Raw genomic sequence first — 18,204 nt, 5'->3', positions numbered from 1 at the left:
TCAGGCGGCGTTCTTGAGTTTCGGGTCCAGCGCATCGCGCAGACCGTCGCCCATCAGGTTGATTGCCAGCACGCTGAGCAAAATGGTCAGACCGGGCAGGCTCACGACCCACCAGGCACGTTCGATGTAGTCGCGCGCCGAGGCGAGCATGGTGCCCCACTCAGGCGTCGGTGGCTGTACGCCCAGACCCAGGAAGCCCAGCGCAGCGGCGTCGAGAATCGCCGACGAGAAGCTCAGGGTGGCCTGAACGATCAGCGGTGCCATGCAGTTGGGCAGCACGGTGATGAACATCAGGCGCGGCAGGGTGGCACCGGCCAGACGGGCAGCCGTCACGTAGTCGCGGTTCAGCTCGCCCATTACCGCAGCGCGGGTCAGACGAACATAGGAAGGCAGCGACACGATGGCGATGGCGATCACGGTGTTGATCAGGCCAGGGCCGAGAATCGCCACGATGGCCACAGCCAGCAGCAGCGAGGGCAGGGCCAGCATGATGTCCATCAGACGCATGACCGAAGGGCCGAGCACGCGAGGGAAGAAGCCCGCCAGCAGACCCAGCAGAATACCGGGGATCAGCGACATGACCACCGATGCCAGACCGATCAGCAGCGACAGGCGCGAACCCTGGATCAGGCGTGACAGCAGATCGCGGCCCAGTTCGTCGGTGCCGAGGATGAATTGCCATTGACCGCCTTCGAGCCACACCGGCGGCGTCAGCAGGAAGTCGCGGTATTGCTCGCTCGGGTCATGGGGGGCAACCCACGGCGCGAACAGGGCGCAGAACACGATCAGGGTCATGAACATCAGACCGGCAACCGCGCCTTTGTTTTTCGAGAAGGCTTGCCAGAATTCTTTGTACGGGGATGGGTAAAGCAGGCTTTGATCGACTGCTACCGCAGGAGTAGGGGTGCTCATATCGATGATCTCAGCGCTGGTGACGAATGCGTGGGTTGGCAAAGCCGTAGAGGATATCCACCACGAAATTGACCAGGATCACCAGACAGGCGATCAGCAGAATGCCGTTTTGCACGACCGGGTAGTCCCGGGCGCCAATGGCCTCGATCAACCACTTGCCGATACCCGGCCAGGAGAAGATCGTTTCGGTCAGTACCGCACCCGCCAGCAGCGTACCGATTTGCAGACCGAACACGGTCAGTACCGGAATCAGCGCGTTGCGCAGGCCGTGAACGAAGACCACACGGGCAGGCGACAGGCCTTTGGCACGAGCGGTACGCACGTAGTCTTCACGCAGCACTTCGAGCATCGACGAGCGGGTCATCCGGGCGATCACCGCCAGCGGGATGGTGCCCAGCACGATGGCCGGCAGAATCATGTGGTGCAGGGCATCGAGGAACGAACCCTGTTCGTCACTGAGCAGCGTGTCGATCAGCATGAAGCCGGTGACTGGAGGAATGTCGTACAGCAGGTCGATCCGCCCGGAAACCGGGGTCCAGCCCAGCGTTACCGAGAAGAACATGATGAGGATCAGGCCCCACCAGAAGATCGGCATGGAATAACCGGCGAGGGAAATCCCCATGACCCCATGGTCGAACAGGGACCCTCGCTTGAGGGCGGCGATCACCCCGGCCAGCAGGCCGAGAATACCCGCGAAAATCAGCGCCGCCAGCGACAACTCCAGGGTTGCCGGGAACAGCGAAGTGAATTCGGACCAGACACTGGTGCGCGTACGCAATGATTCACCGAGGTCGCCCTGGGCGAGCTTGCCGATGTAATCGATGTACTGGGCGTAGAGGGGTTTGTTCAGACCCAGACGTTCCATGGCCTGAGCGTGCATTTCCGGATCGACACGGCGCTCACCCATCATGACTTCGACCGGGTCGCCCGGAATCAGACGAATCAGGGCGAAGGTCAATAAGGTGATGCCGAAGAAAGTGGGTATCAGCAACCCCACTCGGCGGGCGATAAAACTAAACATCTTGGTGTGTACCTCATCAGCCGGTTAGGCGTGCTCCGGCGAGTCTCGGGTTATGAGCTCGCCGGATTATTTTTCTACTTCACCTGGGTAGTGGCGAAGTTGTTGGTTGTGAGCGGGCTGATTTGGTAGCCCTCCACATTTTCACGCATAGCCGTGAACATTCTGGTGTGAGCCATGCTGATCCACGGCTGATCCTTGTTGAATATTGCCTGGGCCTGTTCATAGAGCCCAGCGCGTTCCTCGGGGTTCACTGTTTCACGCGCCTTATCGATCAGCTTCTGGAAATCGGCGTTGCACCAGCGGGCGTAGTTCTCGCCGTTTTTCGCCGCTTCACAGCTCAGCATCGGAGTCAGGAAGTTATCAGGGTCGCCATTGTCGCCTGCCCAGCCGGCAGACACCATGTCATGTTCGCCATTCTTGGCACGTTTGAGCATTTCACCCCATTCCATGACGCGGATGTCGATCTTGATGCCGATCTTCGCCAGGTCGGATTGCATCATTTGCGCTCCGAGCATCGGGTTGGGGTTGGTCGGACCACCACCGTTGCGGGTGAACAGGGTAAACGTGGTGCCTTCCGGCACGCCAGCTTCCTTCAGCAAGGCGCGTGCCTTGTCGAGGTCGATCGGTGGGTTCTTCAGGTCTTTGTTATAACCCAGAAGGGTCGGCGGATACGGGTTGACCGCTACCAGCGCATTGCCCTTGCCGAACACCGCGTTGACATAAGCGTTCTTGTCGAACGTCATGTCAATGGCTTTACGGACGCGCACGTCGCTCAGGTACTTGTGCGTGGTGTTGATAGCGATGTAGCCGGTGGTCATGGCCTCCAGCTCATCGATTTTCAGTTTCCTGTCGTTCTTGATGCTCGGTACGTCGTCCGGCTTCGGATACAGCGCGATCTGACATTCGTTGGCCTTGAGCTTCTGCAGGCGCACGTTGTTGTCGGTGGCGATGGCCAGAATCAGGGCATCGGCAGGCGGCTTGCCGCGGAAATAGTCCGGGTTGGCCTTGAAGCGTACCTGTGCATCCTTGGCATAGCGCTGAAAGATGAACGGGCCGGTGCCGATTGGCTTGCTGTTGAGGTCGCCGGTCTTGTTGGCTTTCAACAGCTGGTCGGCGTATTCAGCCGGGTAGATCGAGGCGAAGGCCATCGCGAGGTCGGCCAGGAATGGCGCTTCGCGGCGGGTCAGGGTGAACTTGACGGTATAGTCGTCAGTTTTCTCGACGCTTTTCAGCAGCTCTTTGAAGCCCATGCTTTCAAAGTAGGGGAAGCCGACGCTCGATTTGTCATGCCAAGGGTGCTTCGGGTCCAGCTGACGCTGAAAACTCCAGAGCACATCGTCGGCGTTCATGTCGCGGGTCGGTTTGAAGTAGTCGGTGGTGTGGAACTTGACGCCTTTACGCAGGTGGAAGGTGTACGTCAGGCCGTCGTCGCTGATCTCCCAGGAGTCAGCCAGCGCAGGAATCACTTCCGTGGTGCCGGGTTTGAAATCCGCCAGGCGGTTGAACACGGTTTCAGCAACGGCATCGGCCGTCACTGCTGTCGTGTATTGCACCATGTCGAAGCCTTCGGGGCTGGCTTCGGTGCAGACCACCAGGGGTTTTGCCGAAACACTGACGGCGACGCTGAGCAGGGCCAGGGCAATCGAGTTGCGTAGCGATAACAGTTTCATTGTGAACCCTCCATAGAGTTGACGCCGATGGTGATGTTCGGACGCAAGGCTGCTGCCTTGCGTCCGAACGGTTTTCAGCGAATCAAAGAATGTTGAACGGAACGGTGGTCACCAGGCGGAATTCGTTGATGTTGCCATCAGCCTGATTCTCGCTGGCGCGGTGAGTGGTGTACGTGGCGCGGATGGCGGTAGCCTTGAGCGGGCCGGACTGCACGGAGTACGACGAACCAATGCCGTATTCGTAGTGGGTCTCGCCGTCCATTGCCAGTACGTCGGTGTAGCCGGTGCCTTTGTAGTGCGTACCGTCGATGTCCCAGCCACGTGCCTGGTAGATGTTGAATTTCAGGCCCGGCACGCCGTATTCGGCCATGTTCAGTACGTAGGCGACCTGCAGGGACTTCTCGTTCGGGCCGTTGAAGTCCGAGAGCAGGGAGTTGGCCAGGAAGATCGCGTTGGTGTCGTGGGCGTAGTCGAAATACTCGTTACCGTTAACTTCCTGGTACGCAACGCTGATGCTGTGCGCGTTATGTGTACCGGTGAAGGACAGGCTGTAGGTATCGTTGTCGATCGCGCCCAGCTTGCTCTGACCTGCATCCTTGGTCTTGTAGTAGTTCAGGTTGGTGCTGAGGGCGAACACCTTGCTGTCACCCAGTTCGTGGGTGAAGCCGAAGTAGTACTGGTGCCAGAAGTCTTCGAGATTGGATGCGTAGAAGCTGGCGGTCAGGCTGTCGGTCGGCTTGTAGTCACCACCAAACATGTCCAGACGGTCGGCGGTCTTGCTGCGATCACCGTACTCGGAGCGGAACTTGTCCAGGCTCTGTTCCATACGTGGCGATACGCGGTCGAAGCTGCCGCCCTGCAGGGACAGGTTGTTGAACTCGTCGCTCTGGATTGCAAAACCCTGGAAGCTGGACGGCAGTGCGCGGTTGCCGATGAAGGCGATGACCGGGGTGTTCACCGATTGGCGACCCATGGTCAGGACGGTGTTGGAAACCCGCGCCTTGACGTTGCCCAGGCCCATCTTGCTCCACTGACCGACTGCATCGCCGTCGCTGTGTGCCAGGGTGCGGTTGGAGTTGCCGGCAAAGTCGTCGGTGTCACGGTCCAGCGCAATGGCGTTGTACAGCGCCAGTTCGGTGGAGAAACCTACAACGCCCTGCGTATAACCGGAGGTGTAGTTGACGATCGTGCCCTGCTGCCAGTTGATGCGACGCGAGGTCTGCTCGGCAACGCCATTGTCGTTATAGCGGAACACTTCGCCGCGGCGCTTGAGTTCATTGGCGTACCAGTTACGGGTCGTGCCGGTCAGGTGTTGGTCTTCGATAAAGCCGTTGGCGTCGGCCTGTGCATTCTTTGAACTCAGCTCGGTCGGTACGAACGTCTGGCTTGCCGGTTCAGCCTGAACCAGTGCGCCGAACGACGAGAGAGACAATGCCAATAACGCAGTGCTAGTTGTTTTCACGATGTGCAGCTCCCTTTATCACTTTTTTATATGCCAGTTCTTTGAGCCTGGCTTTTGGTGGTGCAGGACTTTGGGTCCTGCGTTGTTATAGGTATCGACGCGCAAGTGCCCGCTCTCGCCGCGACACAAGACGGCGAGGGCGTGCGGGGTTTTCGATCAATCGACGATGCTGACGCCTGAGAAGTTGTTGCGACCGAACGGGCTGACGTGGAAGTCCCTGACCTCGGCGCGCAATGGCTGATTGACGGTCGAGTGGGCAATCGGTGTGATCGGCACCTGCTCCTTGAGGTAGCGCTGCGCCTGTTGGTACAGGTCGGTACGTTTCGCGCGGTCAGTGGTCGCAACGGCGGCCTTGACCAGTTGGTCGTATTTTTCGTCGCACCACATCGAGTAGTTGTTGCCGCCAATCGCCGCGCAGCTGTAAAGCGTGCCCAGCCAGTTGTCCGGGTCACCGTTGTCGCCGGTCCAGCCGATCAGCGAGATATCGTGCTCGCCATTTTTGGTGCGTTTGAGGTATTCACCCCATTCGTAACTGACGATCTTGACCTTGATGCCGACCTTGGCCCAGTCGGCCTGAAGCATTTCGGCCATCAGCTTGGCGTTGGGGTTGTAGGGACGCTGAACCGGCATGGCCCATAGGGTCAGCTCGGTGCCTTCCTTGACGCCTGCGGCACGCAACAGGGTCTTGGCTTTTTCCGGGTCGTAGGGCGCATCCTTGATGCTGTCGTCGTAGGACCACTGGGTCGGTGGCATGGCGTTGACTGCCAGTTGCCCCGCGCCCTGGTAAACCGCGTTGATGATCGCCTTCTTGTTGACGGCCATGTCCAGCGCCTGACGGACTTCCAGCTTGCCCAACGGTTCGTGGCGCACGTTGTAGGAAATGTAGCCGAGGTTGAAGCCAGGCTTCTCGATGATCTGCAGGCTTTTGTCTGCCTTGAGGCTGGCAAGGTCCGCCGGACGCGGGTTGACCGAGACCTGGCACTCGTTGGCCTTGAGCTTTTGCATGCGCGCAGAGGCGTCGGTCACGATGGCGAAGATCAACTGGTCGATTTTCACCCGGCTCGGGTCCCAGAACTCCTTGTTGCCCTTGTAGCGAATCTGCGAATCCTTCTGATAGCGCTGAAACACGAACGGCCCTGTGCCGATAGGCTGCTGGTTGATATCGCGCACGTCGCCTTTGGCCATCAGCTGTTCGGCGTACTCGGCGGAGAGAATGCCGGCGAAGTTCATCGCGATGTTCTGGACGAAGGCCGCATCGACCGTATTAAGGGTGAACACGACGGTCAGCGGGTCGGTCTTCTCGACGGACTTGATCTTCTTGTTCAGGCCCATACTGGTGAAGTAGGGGAACTCGGTCGGGTAAGCGACACGGAACGGATGATCGGGCTTGAGCATGCGATTGAAGGTGAACAGCACGTCGTCGGCGTTGAAGTTACGGCTGGGCTTGAAGTTCTTGTTGCTGTGGAACTTCACACCCTCACGCAGGTGGAACGTGTAGACCAGACCGTCTTCCGAGATATCCCAGGAAGTTGCCAGTGCTGGAACCACGGTGGTATCGCCTTGCTTGAATTCGGTGAGTCGATTGTAGATCGGCTCGGATGCATCGTTATCGGTGGAGGAGGTGTATTGCGCACCGTCGAAGCCGGCCGGGCTCGCTTCGGAGCAAAACACCAGATTGCTTGCCGCCTGGGCAAACGGGGCCAGTGCCAACAGTCCCAGGCACGACGTCATCGCAAGAGTTTTACGCATGATGATCCCTATCCTCGAAGGATGAGCCGAGGCTCGAATGTCTAACTGGCCCAAAGGCGTCGCCCCACGCAACTTCGCACGACATGCCCGGCGCACCTGGACACGAAGCGACGGGCTTCCTGCCATTGCCGCTGCCCTTCGACGGTAAGTCGTCAGAGGTCCGCGGTATATAGGCTCGAAGGCTGCAAAGCTCGTAGGAAATATCTTAGTGATAGTAGAAGAGTGCCGTTATCGGCACGTTTTCAACCCATCGCTCGGGGCTTATATTCAAGTAGAGCGGTTTGCTGCGCCGGGTGAGCGGCGCAGCAAGCTGTCACTTTTACTTGGCGCTCACGCTCACACCGTAAAAGGAGTTCAAGCCAAACGGGCTGATCTTGAAGTCCTGTACTTTGGAGCTCATGGGTTGATAGACCGTCGAGTGCGCAATAGGCGTCATTGGCACGGCGTCTTTCAGGAGGTGTTGCGCCTGTTTGTACAGCTCGGTGCGCTTGGCCTGATCGGACGTTTCCTTGGCCTGATGGATCAGCGTGTCGAACGGCTTGTCGCACCATTTGGCAAAGTTGTTGCCATTCAGGGCGTCGCAGCCGAACAGGGTGCCGAGCCAGTTGTCCGGGTCACCATTGTCACCGCTCCAGCCAATCAGCATGGCGCCGTTCTCGCCATTCTTGGCGCGCTTGATGTACTCGCCCCATTCATAGCTGACGATCTTGGCGTTGATACCGATTTTCTTCCAGTCGGACTGGAGCATTTCGGCCATCAGTTTGGCGTTGGGGTTGTAAGGACGCTGAACCGGCATCGCCCACAGGGTGATTTCAGTGCCTTCCTTGATGCCGGCTTCCTTGAGCAGCTGGCGAGCCTTCTCGGGATCGTACTTGGCGTCCTTGATGGTGGTGTCATAGGACCACTGGGTCGGCGGCATGGCGTTGACCGCCAATTGACCTGCACCCTGATAAACCGAGTCGATGATTTGCTGCTTGTTGACCGCCATGTCCAGTGCCTGACGCACTTTCAACTGAGCCAGCGGGTTTGGATGGTCTTCGCCCTTGATCTCAGGCATCACGTTGTAGGCGATGTAACCCAGGTTGAAGCCCGCCTGATCAGGCATCTTCAGGTTTTTGTCGGCCTTGAGCGGTTCGAGGTCGGCAGGACGCGGGTAAGCGGTGATCTGGCATTCGTTTTTCTTGAGCTTCTGTATGCGTACCGAGGGGTCGGTGGTGATGGCGAAGATCAGGTTGTCGACCTTGACGTCCTCAGGCTTCCAGTAGTCCTTGTTGCCGGTGTAGCGAATGTTGGAATCTTTCTGATAGCTCTTGAACACGAACGGGCCAGTGCCGATCGGCTGCTGGTTGATCAGCTCCGGCTTGCCTTCCTTGAGCAGCTTGGCGGCGTACTCTGCAGACTGTATGGACGCGAAGCTCATCGCCATGTTCTGGATGAACGCGGCGTCGACCTTGCCCAGAATGAACTTGACGGTGTGGTCGTCGATCTTCTCGATTTTGGTGATGTTGGTGTCCATCGCCATATCGGTGAAGTACGGGAATTCGGTCGGATACGCTTTGCGGTAAGGCATGTCCTTGTCGATCATGCGATTGAACGTGAACAGCACGTCATCGGCATTGAATTCACGGGTCGGCTTGAAGTACGGCGTGGTGTGGAACTTGACGCCTTCGCGAAGGTGGAAGGTGTACGTCAGGCCGTCGTCGGAGATGTCCCATTTGGTTGCCAGGCCCGGCACTACGGCGGTGCCGCCGCGCTCAAACTGGCTCAGGCGGTTGAAGATGGTCTCTGCCGAGGCGTCGAAGTCAGTACCTGTGGTGTATTGACCTGGATCGAAGCCGGCAGGGCTGCCTTCGGAACAGAACACCAGATTCGATGCAGCGTGAGCGAAAGGTGCGCTGGCGAGCAAGCTGGCGCCGACCAGAAACGGAATGACCGCGTGTTTGAGCATGGTTGCCTCAGTTGTTGTCATTTTTGATTAGAGGGAACGACCTCGTGAGCCGATCCGTCCGATACTTATGCAGGGGCCATACCCAAAGCAAGACAGTGAGGCGAAAGAAGCGACAAAGAGTGGCACGATCGTACAGGAATGTCGCGAAAGTGTAACTTTCTTGAGAGTTGATCGTTTGCGCGACGCTTTTTCGATTGTTTAGCGCACCATTGAGGTGCAACCGGGTGAGAAAAATGCACCCGGTTGGCGCTGTGTTGTTACTTCACTGTTCCCAGGCTGACACCATAAAAGGGTGTCAGGCCGAAGGGACTGATCTTGAAGTCCTGCACTCCCTGACGCATTGGCTGAAACACCTTGGAGTTGGCAATCGGGGTGATCGGCACCTGCTGCTTGAGAATGTGCTGAGCCTGCTTGTAGAGCTTGATGCGCTCATCGCGGTTGCTGGTCAGCTTGGCCTGCTGCACCAGCTTGTCGTAAGCCGGGTCGCACCATTTGGCGTAGTTGCTGCCTTTGACGGCCGCGCAGCTGTAAAGCACGCCGAGCCAGTTATCGGGGTCGCCGTTGTCACCGGTCCAGCCGTAGATCATTGCGTCATGCTCGCCGGCCTTGGCGCGCTTGATGTATTCGCCCCACTCATAACTGACGATGTTGGCCTTGATACCGATCTTCTCCCAGTCGGACTGGATCATCTGTGCCGACATGCGTGCATTGGGGTTCGACGCGCGCTGGACGGTCATGGCCCACAGATCGATTTTGGTGCCCGGCGCCACACCTGCTTCCTTGAGCAGTTGTCTGGCTTTGGTCAGGTCGTGCGGGGCGTCCTTGATGGTCGGATCGAAGCTCCATTGACCCGGCGGCAGGGCATTTTCAGCCAACTGGCCTGCGCTCTGATAAACCGCCTTGATGATCGCCGGCTTGTCGATGGCCATGTCCAGCGCCTGACGCACCTTGAGCTGGTCCAGCGGCGGATGCGTGACGTTGTAGGCCAGGAAGCCGAGGTTGAAGCCCGGCTGACTGAGAACCTTGATTTTCGGGTCCTTTTTCATCTCCTCGATGTCCTGCGGACGCGGATAGCCGCTGACCTGGCATTCGTTGGCCTTGAGCTTCTGCAGGCGCACGGCGGCATCGCTGCTGATCGAGAAGATCAGGTTGTCGATCTTCACATCCTCCGGTTTCCAGTACTCGGTATTGCCGACGTAACGGATCTGCGAATCCTTCTGGTAGCGCTTGAAGACGAACGGGCCAGTGCCGATGGGCTTCTGGTTCAAGTCCTCGGCCTTGCCTTCCTTGAGCAGTTTGTCTGCGTACTCGGCAGACTGGATGGAGGCGAAGCTCATGGCCAGGTTCTGCACGAAGGCCGCATCGATGTTGTTCAGGGTGAACTTGACGGTCAGCGGGTCGACTTTCTCGACGCTCTTGATCGTCGTATTCAGGCCCATGTCGGTGAAATAGGGCGACTCGGAAGGATATGCCTTGCGGAACGGGTGGTTGGCATCGAGCAGGCGGTTGAACGTGAACAGCACGTCATCGGCGTTGAACGTGCGAGTCGGGGTGAAATAATCCGTGGTATGGAATTTCACGCCGTCGCGCAGGTGAAAGGTGTAGGTCAGGCCATCCGGCGAAACGTCCCAGCGCGTGGCCAGGCCTGGCTCCACTTCCGTACCGCCACGCTTGAACTGAGTCAGGCGGTTGAAAACGGTTTCGGCCGAGGCATCGAAGTCGGTACCGCTGGTGTACTGGCTGGGGTCGAAACCGGCCGGGCTGGCTTCAGAGCAGTACACCAGCGTGCTTGCCGCTTGGGCCAAAGGTGCGCAGGCCAGCAGCGCGGTGGTCAACAGCAGCGGTTTGAAAAGTGTGTGTCCCATGGATCCCTCGCGTGGTACGGCAGTAACCGTGCTTGAAAGTCGACAATCAGATAGACAACGGATAGTGCCGTACTTGGTCGGGGTCGGACAATACGCTTACTTGCCGGTAATCCTCGCCCAAAGGTCTGCCAGCGAAACACTTTCGAAAAACACGTCCAGAAAATCGCTGCCGTCCTGGCTGAAACGCTGCAAGTCCTTTTGCGCGCTGCGCTGCAATTGAATTCTGGACTGGTCCAGCTCACTCTTGAGCGTCGCCCGCTCGACCTGTTCGGGATTGGCCTCGGCCCATTCCCGGACAATCGAGTCCTGCCAGTCGCAGTCCATGGGGTGAGTGAAGAACCGCGTAGCTACCTGGACCGGATGTTCGGCACCTTCCTTGCCATGCCATTGGCCCAGCACCGCCTGACCTACTTGCAGCACGGCTTTTCTGGCGAGGGTTGCGGCAAGCACATGCAGCGGGTGCTGCGCATGATCCTTGGCCAGTTGCGAATGTGACGGATCGGTCGAACCGTTGCTATTGGGGTCTTCATCGAGCAGGGTTTGCAGGTCGTCGACGCTGTTGCCGAGCCAGATGGCCAGACTTTGCATGACGACGCCGAATGCATTGCCAAGCAATCGCCCTGGCGTACCGATGAAAGCGTAGAACTGTTCGACCTGTTCGGAGTAAGGCTGGCTGGCCCATTGGTCCCGCGCTTCGAGAAAGGCCTCGTAACCCGCGAGCAGTCGCGGGTCAGGGTGCTCGCCCAGAACGATCTGAATAATCTGGTCGCGCTCGTAACGTTCTCCAGCCTTGATCGCTTCGAACGGCTTTTCGTCTGTCGAGAACAGAATCCTGCCAAGCGGCTCGGCGAGGCTGGCGATGATATCGCTGCCGCCGAACGTACCGGTTACCAGCGGCAGCCGGTGTTTGCAGTCTGCTGCGGACGTCCAGGGCAGAATGCGCTCATGGCCGAGTTTGATCAGGCTGAGTTCGGCGAAGTTGGAGTGGGCGAAGAAGTCTTCGAGAATGTGCAACGCCGCGCCCATGTCACGCAGACCGTCGGTAGACCCTGGGCCGCCATTGACCGCTGATTCCAGCCCCGCAGCCATCACTTCCACCGAGCGCTGAATGTAGCGCTTCATCGAGGTGTCAGGGTCGACCTTCAATAGCGGATCGTCAGGCAGCACCCAGGCGTCGAAGTCGGCGTCGCGCTCTTTTGGATTGGCCGGCTTGGGGTCAAGGGTTCTGGGGTTGTCGATGTGTTCGGCAGGGCGATAGACGCCGAGTCGCGCTGCGGTGACCACGAAGCGCGAGCGGTCTATCTTCATCAGATCGGTGAATTCCTTGACTGCCAGCACGTCCACGATGCGCGTCAGTGCGTCACGGGAAAGCAGGTCAGGGAAGCTTTTCGGCATGCTTGTCGCCCTGACGATTTTCGGATCGAGCAATTGCGAATAGTCGCGCAGCCAGTTGCCGAAATAGATCGCGCGGATTTCCTCGGGTCTGAAGCCGGCAGACTCGAGAACGCTCTCGATAGCACCGTGGGTATGTTTGTGTTTGTCGCCTTCGCCGGCTTCGAATCTTAAGGGGGTTGGAAGCGGCTCGCTGTGGGTAGCCATGTTCTGATCAATGACAGCAGCAGGGTTGCGGGAGGCGTTATGCGGGGGATTCATCCTTGATTCCTTGATGGTAAGCGCGCGTTGGCCGGGTCGCTTAGCCAGGGCGATAGTGTTCGAAAGTGAGACGGCAAGTTTCGCCAGCCGCGAGGTCACCGACAATCAGGCAGCGCGTCAACAAACGTAGGAGATTGCCGAGGAAGAAGGGGAGAAAGGAGGAGGGGAGCGTGGAAAAGGGCGGTAGTCGACACTACCGCCCTGTCATTCAAGGAATCGCGACTTCGATCACGCCATCCGCCGCGACGCTGACCTGGCTGGTGCCAGCCTCGACGTCGGGCGTCGGGGCTGCGTCTTCACGCGAGGACTTGGCCATCATCATGACCGGCGCGCGCAGATACGGCTGCGGGTAGCCCGAGGTGTTCAGGTTCAGGTTGACCAGCTTGTAGCCTGTACCGCCCAGCGCTTCGGTAACCAGTTGCGCACGAGCCTTGAACGCCGTCACGGCGTCCTTGAGCAGGGCGTCTTCGCTGGTCTTGCGCGTCGATGGCGAAATCGAGAAGTCCATGCCGCCCATTTTCAGATCGGTCAGCAGCTCGCCGGTCAGCTTGGACAGCACGGCAAAGTCTGCGCTTTCCAGGCGCAGTTCGGCGCGTTCACGCCAGCCTGTGATCTTCTGGCCTTTATCGTCGTAGACCGGGTAGCTATTGCGGCTGCCCTGGCGAATCTTCACGTCCTTGACCTGGCGCGCCTGCCCCAGCGCCTTGTTCAGCGTCTCGGTGATCTGCGCAGCCAGTTTGGCCGGATCGCTGTCCTGCGCTTCGGTGTACAGCGTGACGAGCATCAGGTCGCGCTGCACCTCCTGATTGACCTCGGCGCGCAATGAAATCTGGTTGTAACGGGCTTCTTCAGCCATGGCGGGCAGGCTGGACAAAGCAGCAGCCAGCGCGACGAGGGTGGCGGCAGGGCGAAGGTTGAACATGAGAGCTCCTTGTTATCAAACGGCCTCCGACGGTGGTCGGGCGGCGCAAAGTGTTCTGACTGTAGCGCTTTGGTCCGGTTCCTGCGATGACCGAGTGCTCTGGCGTGCGGTGCGTTGACGCACTTTTTCAGTTTTGCCTCCCGCTTGGTTATACTCGCTGCGATCCGCCTGGAGCACTCATCAGGAGAGCTCATGCTCGCCCCCGTTCAAATGCTTTCAGCCACACGGCAAAACCTGTGGCGCCTGACATTCATCCGTATTCTGGTGCTGGCCGCGCAGGCTGGCTCGGTCGGTATGGCCTGGCTGTTCGACTTTCTACCGTTGCCCTGGCTGCAACTGTCGATCACTCTGGGCTGCTCGCTGGTGCTCTGCGGGCTGACGGTCATTCGTCTACGCACCTCGCTGCCGCTCACCGAGCTTGAATATGCGCTGCAACTGGCGCTGGACCTGCTGATTCACAGCGCGCTGCTGTATTACTCGGGCGGCTCGGCCAACCCGTTCGTTTCCTATTATCTGGTGCCGCTGACCATTGCCGCCGCCACGCTGCCATGGCGTTATTCGCTGATTCTGTCCGGCTTTGCGCTGAGTATGTACACCTTGCTGATGGTGCGTTCCTATCCGCTGGAAACCGACTCCATCGCCCGGGAAAACATGCAGATCTACGGCATGTGGCTGAGTTTTGCGCTGGCCGCTGCGGTGATTACCTTTTTTGCTGCGAAGATGGCCGAGGAGCTGCGTCGCCAGGAGCAACTGCGTGCCGAGCGTCGCGAAGAAGGCCTGCGTGATCAGCAGTTGCTCGCCGTCGCGACCCAGGCCGCAGGGGCAGCCCATGAATTGGGAACGCCGCTGGCAACCATGAGCGTGCTGCTCAAGGAAATGCGCCAGGACCACAGCGACCCGGCCTTGCAGGATGACCTGTCCGTGCTGCAGGAGCAGGTCAAGCAGTGCAAGCAGACCCTGCAGCAACTGGTGCGCGCCGCCGAAGCCAATCGGCGCATGGCCGTCGAATATCAGGCTGCCACCCGCTGGCTGGACGAGTCCCTCAACCGCTGGCATCTGATGCGCCCGGAAGTGAGTTACCGTTTCTATCAATTGGGCAAGGGCGAAGCGCCGATGCTGGCGCCGCCGCCGGACCTGACCCAGGCGCTGCTCAACCTGCTCAACAACGCTGCCGATGCCTGCCCCGATGGCCTTGAAGTCAATCTGGACTGGGACAGTGCGGAAATCTGCATCAGCATTCGCGACCATGGCGCGGGTGTGCCGCTGGCGATTGCCGAACAGATCGGCAAACCGTTCTTTACTACCAAGGGCAAAGGTTTCGGCCTGGGTCTGTTCCTGAGCAAGGCCAGCGTCACCCGTGCGGGTGGCTCGGTGAAGCTCTACAGTCATGAAGAAGGCGGTACGCTCACCGAGCTGCGCCTGCCCCGAGATACGCGAGGAGAAGAAGCATGAGTGACGATGACATCCAGGTCGAAGGCGAAGAGCTGCCGCATCTGTTGCTGGTCGATGACGACGCGACGTTCACCCGTGTGATGGCGAGGGCCATGAGCCGTCGTGGGTTTCGCGTGAGCACCGCCGGCTCGGCTGAAGAAGGGCTGGCCCTGGCGCAACAGGACATCCCCGAATACGCCGCGCTGGACCTGAAGATGGACGGCGATTCCGGTCTGGTGCTGCTGCCCAAGCTGCTGGAAATGGACCCGGACATGCGCGTGGTGATTCTCACCGGTTATTCGAGCATTGCCACGGCGGTCGAAGCGATCAAGCGCGGCGCGTGCAACTACCTGTGCAAACCGGCTGACGCGGATGACGTACTCGCGGCCCTGCTTTCCGAGCACGCCAACCTCGACACCCTGGTCCCCGAGAATCCGATGTCGGTGGATCGCTTGCAGTGGGAGCATATCCAGCGCGTACTGACCGAGCACGAGGGCAATATTTCAGCGACTGCGCGGGCGCTGGGCATGCACCGCCGGACCTTGCAGCGCAAGTTGCAGAAGCGCCCCGTACGGCGTTGATGAAGGTTTTTTCATAGTGATCGCGTAGGCGTTTTTTTGCTTCATTGTGCTCAGGCATCGTACGTTCAAAGAGAGCGAGCCTGAACCACATGAATCGCAATGCTGAATATTCTGCCGTCAACGATACTGTGCAAGGAGCCTTTCTACCCCGGGTCTGGAAGCTGATAACGCCGTACTGGCGCAGTGAGGAAAAGACCACTGCCTGGTTACTGCTGGTCTCGGTGATCGCGCTGTCGCTGTTCAGCGTGCAGGTCTCGGTGTTCTTCAACAGTTGGTACCGAGACTTTTACAACGCTCTGCAGAACAAGGATCTGGCTGCGTTCACCCACCTGATCCTGTACTTCAGCGGCATCGCCGCGATCGCCATTCTGGCTGCGGTCTATCGCTTGTACCTGACCCAGTTGCTGACCATCCGCTGGCGTCGCTGGCTGACGGAGCAACACTTCGCGCGCTGGCTCGCCGACAAGAATTACTACCAGCTGGAGCAGGGCGGTTACACCGATAACCCTGACCAGCGTCTGTCCGAAGACCTTAACGAGTTCACCACCAGCACGCTCAGCCTGGGGCTGGGGCTGATGAGCTCGGTGGTCAGTCTGGTGTCGTTTTCGGTGATTCTCTGGGGCGTGTCGGGCAGTATCGAGCTGTTCGGCGTGACCATTCCCGGCTACATGTTCTGGGCCGCCATGCTTTATGCGCTGGTGGGCAGCCTGCTGACGCACTGGATCGGCAAGCGGCTGATCCCGTTGAACAACCAGCAGGAGCGATTCGAAGCAGACCTGCGTTTCGCGCTGGTGCGGGTGCGCGAAAACGCCGAAAGCATTGCCTTGTCCGAGGGTGAACGCAATGAAAACCAGCGCCTGAGCGCGCGCTTCATGATGATCTGGAATAACTTCCGGGCCTCGATGAAGGTTCAGAAGCGGCTGACGTTTTTCACCTCGGGCTATTCGCAGATTGCGCTGATCTTTCCGTTCATCGTGGCCGCGCCACGGTATTTCGCCGGCAAGATCGAGCTGGGCGATCTGATGCAGATCAACTCGGCCTTCGGCAACGTGCAGGAGAACTTCAGCTGGTTCATCAGCGCCTATGGCACGCTGGCGTCATGGCGCGCCACCAGCGACCGTCTGCTGAGCTTCCGCCAGGCCATGACTGACAACGAAGGTCGGCAGCCGGCCATCGAAAGAATTCACGCCAACGATACGCTGGACCTGCGCAATCTGGGCTTGAGCCTTGCTGGCGGTCGTCAATTGCTGAGCGACGCCAGTCTGCAGGTCGGCGCGGGAGAGCGGGTGATGCTCAGCGGTCGTTCTGGCAGTGGCAAAAGCTCGTTATTGAGGGCGCTGGGCGGTCTCTGGCCCGAGGGTTCGGGACAGATTCGCTTACCCACCGGCACGGCGCTGTTCCTGCCGCAACGGCCTTACCTGCCCATCGGCACATTGCGTGAGGCGATGAGTTATCCACAACCCGCGGAACATTACCCGGCCCTGCGCTTTGCCGAGGTACTGGAGCAGTGCCGTCTGGAGCATCTGATACCGCGTCTGGACGAAAGCAATCACTGGCAGCGTTTCCTCTCGCCGGGCGAGCAGCAGCGGGTGGCGTTTGCGCGCGCGTTACTGGTCGCGCCAAGCTGGCTGTATGTGGATGAGGCCACCTCGGCCATGGACGAAGATGACGAAGCGGCCATGCATCAGGCAGTCATCGACGGGCTGCCGGGCCTGACGCTGATCAGTGTCGGGCACCGCAGCAGCCTGAAACGCTTCCATGGCCGGCATGTGCGTGTCGAGGGCGGCAAATTGATCGAGCAAGCGTGATCAGCAACGTTTTGAGGTTGATGCTATAGGGGACACGGCGCTTTTGAGGGTGTGATCATACAACCGCTGAGCTATGATTAGCCCATGTTTAGCAGTCCAGAGATCGATGTTGGATGGAAAATCAAAGCGCTCTGCCCCGCGCCCGCAGAAAACACCGCAGCCTCGCGCAGGAGCTGGTGACAGAGCTGTCCGAGCGTATTCGCAGCGGTCAGCTCAAGCGCGGCGACAAACTGCCCACCGAATCCGCAATCATGGAAGAGCAGGGCGTCAGCAGGACGGTCGTGCGTGAGGCGATTTCGCGTCTGCAGGCCTCCGGTCTGGTCGAGACCCGTCATGGCATCGGCACCTTCGTGCTCGACACGCCAAGCCCCAGTGGCTTCCGGATTGACCCGGCGACCATCGTCACCCTGCGTGATGTACTGGCGATTCTCGAATTGCGCATCAGCCTTGAAGTCGAGTCGGCAGGCCTGGCAGCCCAGCGGCGCAGTGATGAACAGCTGGCAGCCATGCGTTCGGCGCTGGACGCGCTCAATGAAAGCGCGGCACACGCCACCGATGCCGTGGCGTCGGACTTCCAGTTCCATCTGCAGATTGCCTTGTCGACCGGCAATCGCTACTTCACCGACATCATGACCCACCTGGGCACCAGCATCATTCCGCGTACCCGGCTGAATTCGGCGCGTCTGGCGCATGATGACCAGCAGCACTACATGGATCGGCTGAGCCGCGAGCACGAAGAAATCTTCGACGCCATCGCCCGCCAGGATTCCGATGCTGCCCGCGCCGCCATGCGCCTGCACCTGACCAATAGCCGCGAACGCCTGCGCCATGCGCATGAAGAGGCTGAATCGCAGCGGGCTTGAGGCTTAAAAAGAGGACGCAGAGCGTCCTGAACTGACCCCGAAAAGTTGGACGGTTGACTACCGTTCCCATGCTCCGCGTGGGAATGCAGTTCGTGACGCTCTGCGTCACACAGCGGCTTTTCTTTGTCAGGTGGATCGAGGTTCGACTCAGCTCACCTTTGCGCCCTTACGGCGCCTTACTTTGAGGGACCAAAGTAAGCAAAGTCCTTAGCTCCGTTTCCGGCCCGACTTCGTCGGGTTCCTTCGCCCTGTCACTGATCCGGGGGTCGCCGCAACGCGCCATCCATGGCGCGGTGCGGCTAGCCTGGCGTCCTGCCAG

Annotated in this window: 13 protein-coding genes; 4 read left to right on the top strand and 9 right to left on the bottom strand. The window is 59.3% G+C overall.

The window, feature by feature from the left end; genetic code table 11:
* The 9 genes from GE543_RS11580 to GE543_RS11540 all read right to left on the bottom strand — a co-directional run bounded on the left by GE543_RS11580 (position 1) and on the right by GE543_RS11540 (position 13,202).
* Positions 1-912, bottom strand: coding sequence for an ABC transporter permease subunit (locus GE543_RS11580; RefSeq protein WP_003419030.1), 912 nt, complete (start codon positions 910-912; stop codon positions 1-3).
* Positions 913-922: 10 nt separating this feature from the next.
* The gene (locus GE543_RS11575; RefSeq protein ID WP_003400038.1) at positions 923-1,933 is read right to left on the bottom strand and encodes an ABC transporter permease subunit; all 1,011 of its coding nucleotides are present in this window, start codon (positions 1,931-1,933) and stop codon (positions 923-925) included.
* Between the two features lie 74 nt (positions 1,934-2,007).
* Positions 2,008-3,603: an ABC transporter substrate-binding protein gene (locus GE543_RS11570; RefSeq protein WP_046236439.1), complete on the bottom strand. Its 1,596-nt coding sequence runs from the start codon at positions 3,601-3,603 to the stop codon at positions 2,008-2,010.
* An 82-nt stretch (positions 3,604-3,685) separates the two neighbouring features.
* Positions 3,686-5,065 (bottom strand): OprD family porin, encoded by a 1,380-nt coding sequence (locus GE543_RS11565; RefSeq protein ID WP_003419028.1) that lies wholly within the window; start codon positions 5,063-5,065, stop codon positions 3,686-3,688.
* Positions 5,066-5,221: 156 nt separating this feature from the next.
* Positions 5,222-6,814: an ABC transporter substrate-binding protein gene (locus GE543_RS11560; protein WP_046270327.1), complete on the bottom strand. Its 1,593-nt coding sequence runs from the start codon at positions 6,812-6,814 to the stop codon at positions 5,222-5,224.
* Positions 6,815-7,133: 319 nt separating this feature from the next.
* On the bottom strand, positions 7,134-8,762 hold the full coding sequence (locus tag GE543_RS11555) for an ABC transporter substrate-binding protein (RefSeq protein ID WP_003419025.1): 1,629 nt from the start codon (positions 8,760-8,762) through the stop codon (positions 7,134-7,136).
* A gap of 257 nt (positions 8,763-9,019) precedes the next feature.
* Positions 9,020-10,627: an ABC transporter substrate-binding protein gene (locus GE543_RS11550; protein WP_003419024.1), complete on the bottom strand. Its 1,608-nt coding sequence runs from the start codon at positions 10,625-10,627 to the stop codon at positions 9,020-9,022.
* Positions 10,628-10,723: 96 nt separating this feature from the next.
* Positions 10,724-12,280 (bottom strand): HET-C-related protein, encoded by a 1,557-nt coding sequence (locus tag GE543_RS11545; RefSeq protein ID WP_153221487.1) that lies wholly within the window; start codon positions 12,278-12,280, stop codon positions 10,724-10,726.
* Positions 12,281-12,488: 208 nt separating this feature from the next.
* Positions 12,489-13,202: an SIMPL domain-containing protein gene (locus GE543_RS11540; RefSeq protein WP_003419020.1), complete on the bottom strand. Its 714-nt coding sequence runs from the start codon at positions 13,200-13,202 to the stop codon at positions 12,489-12,491.
* Positions 13,203-13,394: 192 nt separating this feature from the next.
* Between GE543_RS11540 and GE543_RS11535 the strand changes: the two genes are divergently transcribed.
* The 4 genes from GE543_RS11535 (at position 13,395) to GE543_RS11515 (ending at position 17,885) form a co-directional block, all read left to right on the top strand.
* Positions 13,395-14,654, top strand: coding sequence for an ATP-binding protein (locus GE543_RS11535; RefSeq protein WP_003419018.1), 1,260 nt, complete (start codon positions 13,395-13,397; stop codon positions 14,652-14,654).
* Positions 14,651-15,214 carry a response regulator transcription factor gene (locus GE543_RS11530; protein ID WP_003395104.1) on the top strand — a complete coding sequence of 188 codons (564 nt, stop codon included), beginning with the start codon at positions 14,651-14,653 and terminating at the stop codon, positions 15,212-15,214. Before GE543_RS11535 ends, GE543_RS11530 begins: the two co-directional genes overlap by 4 nt.
* Positions 15,215-15,303: 89 nt before the next feature.
* A complete protein-coding gene (locus GE543_RS11520; RefSeq protein WP_153221486.1) occupies positions 15,304-17,022 on the top strand; it encodes an ABC transporter ATP-binding protein/permease in 1,719 nt (572 codons plus the stop codon).
* A gap of 113 nt (positions 17,023-17,135) precedes the next feature.
* Positions 17,136-17,885: a FadR/GntR family transcriptional regulator gene (locus GE543_RS11515; RefSeq protein WP_003313750.1), complete on the top strand. Its 750-nt coding sequence runs from the start codon at positions 17,136-17,138 to the stop codon at positions 17,883-17,885.
* Positions 17,886-18,204: the final 319 nt, after the last annotated feature.

Source organism: Pseudomonas sp. SZ57 (genome assembly GCF_009495975.1).
In the GTDB taxonomy this organism is placed as follows: Bacteria; Pseudomonadota; Gammaproteobacteria; order Pseudomonadales; family Pseudomonadaceae; genus Aquipseudomonas; species Aquipseudomonas syringae.
The sequence above is the reverse complement of the archived record's forward strand: the minus strand, read 5'-3'. Positions and strand labels throughout refer to the sequence as shown.

Excerpts from the sequence above, each read along its gene's own strand:
- GE543_RS11580 (WP_003419030.1), bottom strand. The coding sequence starts at position 912 with ATGAGCACCCCTACTCCTGCGGTAGCAGTCGATCAAAGCCTGCTTTAC.
- GE543_RS11575 (WP_003400038.1), bottom strand. The coding sequence starts at position 1,933 with ATGTTTAGTTTTATCGCCCGCCGAGTGGGGTTGCTGATACCCACTTTC.
- GE543_RS11570 (WP_046236439.1), bottom strand. The coding sequence starts at position 3,603 with ATGAAACTGTTATCGCTACGCAACTCGATTGCCCTGGCCCTGCTCAGC.
- GE543_RS11560 (WP_046270327.1), bottom strand. The coding sequence starts at position 6,814 with ATGCGTAAAACTCTTGCGATGACGTCGTGCCTGGGACTGTTGGCACTG.
- GE543_RS11555 (WP_003419025.1), bottom strand. The coding sequence starts at position 8,762 with ATGCTCAAACACGCGGTCATTCCGTTTCTGGTCGGCGCCAGCTTGCTC.
- GE543_RS11550 (WP_003419024.1), bottom strand. The coding sequence starts at position 10,627 with ATGGGACACACACTTTTCAAACCGCTGCTGTTGACCACCGCGCTGCTG.
- GE543_RS11545 (WP_153221487.1), bottom strand. The coding sequence starts at position 12,280 with ATGAATCCCCCGCATAACGCCTCCCGCAACCCTGCTGCTGTCATTGAT.
- GE543_RS11540 (WP_003419020.1), bottom strand. The coding sequence starts at position 13,202 with ATGTTCAACCTTCGCCCTGCCGCCACCCTCGTCGCGCTGGCTGCTGCT.
- GE543_RS11535 (WP_003419018.1), top strand. The coding sequence starts at position 13,395 with ATGCTCGCCCCCGTTCAAATGCTTTCAGCCACACGGCAAAACCTGTGG.
- GE543_RS11530 (WP_003395104.1), top strand. The coding sequence starts at position 14,651 with ATGAGTGACGATGACATCCAGGTCGAAGGCGAAGAGCTGCCGCATCTG.
- GE543_RS11520 (WP_153221486.1), top strand. The coding sequence starts at position 15,304 with ATGAATCGCAATGCTGAATATTCTGCCGTCAACGATACTGTGCAAGGA.
- GE543_RS11515 (WP_003313750.1), top strand. The coding sequence starts at position 17,136 with ATGGAAAATCAAAGCGCTCTGCCCCGCGCCCGCAGAAAACACCGCAGC.